The organism is Rubrivirga sp., assembly GCF_049648075.1.
Lineage (GTDB): Bacteria > Bacteroidota > Rhodothermia > Rhodothermales > Rubricoccaceae > Rubrivirga.
In genome coordinates, this window is record NZ_JBARYR010000510.1 from 1 (window position 1) to 4,624 (window position 4,624).

General features: G+C 69.4%; 3 protein-coding genes and 1 pseudogene. All 4 read right to left on the reverse strand.

Annotated features, from left to right (window positions below; genetic code table 11):
• A pseudogene (locus WBA11_RS14305) lies at positions 1-454 on the reverse strand (hypothetical protein); the annotation flags it as partial.
• The gene (locus WBA11_RS14310; RefSeq protein ID WP_424521347.1) at positions 451-2,157 is read right to left on the reverse strand and encodes a TolC family protein; all 1,707 of its coding nucleotides are present in this window, start codon (positions 2,155-2,157) and stop codon (positions 451-453) included. The gene WBA11_RS14310 and the pseudogene WBA11_RS14305, both read right to left, overlap by 4 nt.
• Positions 2,158-2,850, reverse strand: coding sequence for a TetR/AcrR family transcriptional regulator (locus tag WBA11_RS14315; protein WP_424521348.1), 693 nt, complete (start codon positions 2,848-2,850; stop codon positions 2,158-2,160).
• 436 nt (positions 2,851-3,286) lie between these two features.
• Positions 3,287-4,408, reverse strand: coding sequence for a mannose-1-phosphate guanylyltransferase (locus WBA11_RS14320; RefSeq protein WP_424521349.1), 1,122 nt, complete (start codon positions 4,406-4,408; stop codon positions 3,287-3,289).
• Positions 4,409-4,624: the final 216 nt, after the last annotated feature.

The window sequence follows — 4,624 nt, forward strand, 5'->3', positions numbered from 1 at the left end:
GGACCTGGGCGACGGTCTGACCGGCTCGGACGAACGAGCCGACGGGCGCGACGTAGGTCAGCATCCCCGGCACGTCCGGCGACAGCGTCGCGTCGTTGTCCGCGTCGACCGTCCCGGTCAGCTCGATGGTGTCCTCGAAGTACGTCGGCGTCGCGACGACGACCTCGACGGGGATGGAGGTGTCGCGCGGGGCCTCGGCCTCGGCGGTGCCGGCGGCCTCGTCGCCGCCACAAGCGGACAGGACGAGCGCGGCGGTGAGCGCGAGAGATAGGTGTCGCATCATGGTCGGCCTCGAGGACGAGGCGGGGCGAGTGTCGGCCGTGGGACCGAGGAGGACCGACCTCGAGGTCGGAACGGGGCTGCTGGCGTCGGTGGGGGCGTATTGCAACGCGCTCCTACGAATGAGCTTGGGCGCGCGCTCGACCTCGAGGTCGAACATCGAGGGCGTGGTCATCGGGGCGTGTCGGAGTCGGCCGTGGGGACGGTCTCGGGACGGGGGAACGCGGCCGGCGCCGGCCCGACGGGGAGCGCGGGGACCACCTCGGGCAAGGGCGCCGTGTCGATGGCGGTCGGGGCGATGGTGCCGGTCGCGCGCTCGTAGGCGCTGCGGGCCACCAACGCGTCGAAGACGGCCTGGAGCTGGTTGAGGCGCGCCACGTCGAGGTTCTGGCTCGCGACGCGGACGTCGACCTGGGACGCGACGCCTTCCTCGAGGCGGGCGCTGGCGAACGTGAACGCGGTCTCGGCCGTCTGGACCGTCTGGGCTTGGGCGCTGAGGCGGCGCTCGGCGCTCTCGAGCTGGCGGATCGCGCTCGCGACCTCGAGGCGTGCCCCGTTGCGGACCTGCTCGAGTTGGATCTCGGCCTGGTCGATCGCGATCTGGTTCTGCTGGATCCGTCGGCGCGTCTGGAAGCCGTCGAACAGCTGCCAGTTCATGCTCAGCCCGACCGACAGCGCCGGCTGCCAGTAGTCGTCGGAAAAGAAGTCCGTCGAGCCGGACTCGAACGTGAACGGGTCCGAGGGGTCGGGCGTCGTCAGGAAGCTGCGGTCGTCGGGGATGGAGCCGTTGTAGCTCGCGTTGACGAACGCGCTCAGCGACGGGTACAGCGCGGCGGTCGTGATGCTTTTTTGGACCTCGTTGAGCCGGACCGCGAGCGACGCCTGCTGAACGTCGGGGCGGAGGTTGAGCGAGCGCTCGGCCGCGGCGGCCAGGCCAGCGGTCTGGAACAGGCCGGGCTCCGGCGGCGCCAGCTCGCCCTCGAGGACGATGCGCGACCCGACCGGCAGTCCCAACGTCAAGAGAAGCTGGTCGACGGCGATGTTCGCCTGGGCCTCCGCCTGCACGACGCCGGTCTCAGCGTTCGCCAGGTCGACCTCGGCGTTGAGGCGCTCCAAGACGGGTCGGACGCCTTGGGCCACCAAGAGCGACGCGTCGCGTGCCGTCTCGCTCGACCGCTGGAGCGACGACCGCTGGACGGCGGCCTGCTCTTGCGCCAACAGCGCGCCGTAGAACGCCTGCCGCGTCTGGTCGATGATCTCGTTCCGTCGCGCCTCGACGGCCGACTCGTTGATCTGGACCAGCTCGCGCGCGCCCTTGACAGCCGCGAACGCCGTCGCCGAGTAGATCGGCTGGCTCAGCGTGAGCGAGTTCACGAACTGGTTGTCGGTCCCGAACGGGTTGCCGCCGTCCTCTTGGGAGAACCCGGCCGCGGACTGGCCCTGCGTGACGCGCTGGTTGTACTCCTGGAACGAGATCGGCTGCGTCGTCGGGTCGCCGTCCGTGCGGGCGCTCTCGTTGAACTGGAGCCACCCGATGGCGCCCAGCCCGCCGAAGATGTTGCCGGCCGACGAGCCCGCGAAGGGGTTGGCCTGGACCACGTTGCGGGTGTAGGAGCTCGCGGCGTCCAAGCGGGGGAAGAGCTGGCCGTAGGCCTCGCTCACCTGGGACTGCGCCGTCTCGACATCGAGGCCGGCGAGCCGTAGCGCGTAGGCCCGTTCGAGCGCGATCTCGATAGCCGCGTCGAGGTCGAGGGTCGCCGGGACGGCGTCGGCCGCGGCGGTCTCGGCCTCGAGGACGTCCTCGATGGTGAACTCGGCGGGGGGCTGGGCCTGGGCGCCGAGCGCGATCACGCCGAGCAGGAGGGGGAGCGTACGCATTTAGTCGTCGGTGTCGGACGCGAGCAGGCCGTCGAACAGGACGGTCGTCAAGAATTCGGCGGCCTCGTCGGCCGAGCCAAAGGGGGCGGGTTTGAAGGTGCCCGTCGGATCACAGGCCGCGTCAACCTCGGCCATCAGGTAGCCGCGGACGTTCCCCATCAAGACATGAGCGATGGGGTGGGCCGGGAGCGGCCGGAGCGCCCCGCTCTCGACGGCCCGCCCGATAGGCGCGGCGACGGCCTCGATGATGCCGTAGAAGTGGAGCGCGAACGCGGCCTCTTGCTCGAGGGAGATCTTGGTCCGGTGACCCTCCTTCATGAACATGAGCATCGGCCCACGCGTGTCGTCGAACTGCTGAATCAGGCCACGGATGAATCCCAGAAACGCCGCCCGAGCTCCGGCCGGCGTCGATAGGTCCGCGTCCTCGAACGAGTCCGAGATGACCCGGTGCATCCCGGCGGCGACGCGCTCCTCAAAGAGGGTCAGGAACAGTTCGTCCTTGCCATCAGGGAAGTAGTTGTAGATGGTCCCCTTGCCGAACTCGGCGCGCTCAGCGATCTCGTCGACGGAGGCGCTGCTGTAGCCCTTCTCGGCGAACACCTCGAGGGCGGCGTCGAGCATCGCGTCGCGGCGAGCTAAGCGTTCGCGCTCGCGGCGGCTCAGGGTCAGATCAGGGTCGACGGCTAGGGTCAAGATGGATCGGTCGTCAGAAGGTGACTGATTGGTCATTTTTAAAACCAGGTCGTCAGTACGGGTCGATATGTCCTTGGTTTCGCGGGATCCCGTTAAGACGAAGAGAAGGGACGCCTGTGACAGACGCCCCTTCATGTGTGCGACGCATGGTGGCAGATTCCGTCCTCGAGGACGCCGCCCAGCGTGGCTTCGAGGTCGAACCGGCGCCCAGTTGAGAGGCGTCGGGTCCGTGGAACGAGTCGGTTCGCCCACGCGTCCTCGAGGTCGGACGTGGATCACCCCCTGTCCCCTCCTCACGAGGGGAGGGGGGACTCGATCTGGCGACCTCGAGGTCGAGCTGGTGTACCGAGAAATAGCTGAAGAGCGCCTCTCGTGGTGTGGGGCGCGATTCTCGCCCTCGAGGTCGGGCGGCTGCGTCGTCCTCGAGGCGCCGGCTCTAGACGTACTCGTCCATGCCGCGCGCGCCCAGGAAGTCGACGACGTCCTTGACCTTTTGGGCTTGCTCGCGGTGGCACACCAGGACCGCGTCGCCGGTGTCCACGACGACCGTGTCCTCCATCCCGACCAGCACCAGCAGGCGCCCGTCGCTGGACCGCGCGTAGCTGCGCGCCGTGTCCTGCAAGATCACGTTGCCCTCGGCCCGGTTGCCCGCGTCGTCCTTGTCGGCCAGTTCGTGGACGGCTCGCCAGTCACCGACGTCGCTCCAGCCGAACGCGCCGGGGACGACCAGCACACGGTCGGCCTGCTCCAGGATGCCGTAGTCGATCGAGATCTTGGGGCTCCGCTCGTAGGCGTCCTCGATGGCGGCCGCCTCGCCGTCGGTGCCGATGGCGTCGATGAGAGGGGCGAACAGGTGGTGGACCTTGGGGAGGTAGCGTTCGAAGGCGGCCATGATGGCGTCGGCGCGCCAGATGAACATGCCCGAGTTCCAGAGGAAGTCGCCGGCATCCAGGAAGCGCTCGGCGGTCTTGACGTCGGGCTTCTCGGCGAACGTCAACACGGGGTAGGCGCGGGGCGTGTCGTACTCCTCGAGGTCGAGCGCCTCACCCGGTTTGCCGTCGCCCTCGAGGTCGTACTGGACGTAGCCGTAGCCCGTCTCCGGGTGCGTCGGGCGGATGCCGATGGTGACGAGAGGCCCGGGGCCGTCACCGGTCGGCTGAGCGGCCTCGACGGCGGCCTCGAGGACGTCCTGGAAGCGCTGGACGTTGGCGATCAGGTGGTCGGCGGGCAAGACCACCATGGTCGCGTCGGGGTCCTGGGCCAGCAGCTTGGCGGCGGCGAGCGCGATGCACGGGGCCGTGTTCCGGGCGACGGGCTCGCCCAGGATGTTGCCGGCCGGGATGGCGGGCAGGTGCTCGCCCGTGATCCCGGTGTAGTCGGCGTTGGTAACGACGAGCGTCCGGTCGGCGTCGACGAGCGGCTGGAGCCGGGCGAACGTGTTCTGGATCAGCGAGGCGTCGCCGAAGACGTCGAGGAACTGCTTGGGCGTCGCGCGGCGGCTCCGCGGCCAGAAGCGGCTGCCGACGCCGCCGGCCATGATGACAGCGTAGAGGGACATGATAGAGGGGAGAGGTCTGGGGCTCAAGATCGGCACCGCGGCTCGTCGATAGAGGCCGCGTGTGGCAGAGAAGAGGTGGATCGGCCGCGACCTCGAGGTCTGGGGCGTCACGGTTCGTCCGGCCCCGAGGCCGGCGCCACGGCCACCCCGCGCTCTCACGAGCCGTCCGCGCGCGGGGAGGTCCACACGGTCCTTCGGCCGTCCTCGAGGACGGAC